Source organism: Dysgonomonas termitidis, assembly GCF_042654545.1.
In the GTDB taxonomy this organism is placed as follows: Bacteria; Bacteroidota; Bacteroidia; order Bacteroidales; family Dysgonomonadaceae; genus Dysgonomonas; species Dysgonomonas termitidis.
The window spans coordinates 1-1123 of the sequence record NZ_JBHSGN010000224.1 but is presented as its reverse complement, the minus strand read 5'-3'; the positions used below and the strand labels follow the sequence as shown (position 1 = coordinate 1123).

Below are 1123 nucleotides of genomic sequence, written 5' to 3'. Positions count from 1 at the left end.
CGACGAAAAAGAATCTTCCTATATCATAGGCGCGCTGATCGAAGGGGATGAACCTCAGAGTGGTGAACTATTGGATTTTGTGCGTGTAACCAACCTGCATGACAATGACAGGAGTGGCGCCTTATACTTAACGGCATCTGACAGTGAAGCTCCATATCTGGATGTAATAGACGGCCTGGCATATAACCATTCATTATGTTATCCCTATATACCGGGTGGAAACCCTGATAATGCGGATAAGAATAAATATAGTTGTAGCGGAAGCCCTTTTCTGGATACAGCCTATAAGCAATCGGAACAGGATGCCGGCCGTATATACCGCATTACACGGAATGAAATGGTGGGGCAACCTGACTTCTTAGGGATAAAGCAGACGATAGAGAAACAATTGAGCCATCCCCAGCGTCTTATCGTTTCGTTTAAGGCCAGGGCTTCAAAAGCTATGACCGGGGTAAATGTATCTTTAGGTTTTAAGGAAGACGCAGGGCAAGCGGATGGGGAACAAACCATCGGTATCGATACAGGATGGCAATATAGGCTGTTTATGGTAACCATCGACCTGCCATCGCATTATCAGCGCAGCCTCTATATTGACCTTACCCGGCAACTGGAGGCGACGGGAGACTGGTTTGAAATCGCGGACCTGAATATTGTCCTGCAATCCTATATATCCACCTTCGCCAACGCGGCAAAAGTGCGGATCGGAAAAGTAAAGGGGATCGCAGACCCGGTTTTTGGCGTGCTTGATGGCTACGGGGCTTACTTCCGGAATATGTATGCCACCCAAAACGTCAATATTGCCGGGACACTGACTGCCGGGGATGAGAACGGGTTCAGCTCTACGTTTTATGTAGGAAAGATACATAAGAACGTCATCAGAAACAGTATCGACTGCGAGTTTACAGACTCTCCTGTTACACCCCTCGAAGAACATTCCCCAGTCGGTATTGGTAAATGCTGGATAACCGGAAACACAACAAAACTGAAAGTACAATCAGCCGGATGGCGGGAATCCCATCGGAATAAAAAATATTGTTTTTCCATTTGGATAAAAGCAGGTATTGCCACTAATATAGCAGTATACCAGGATGAATACCATTTGCAGGATATACAGGCGGATTCT

General features: G+C 46.3%; 1 pseudogene. It reads left to right on the top strand.

The window, feature by feature from the left end:
• A pseudogene (locus ACFO6W_RS26350) lies at positions 1-1123 on the top strand (hypothetical protein); the annotation flags it as partial.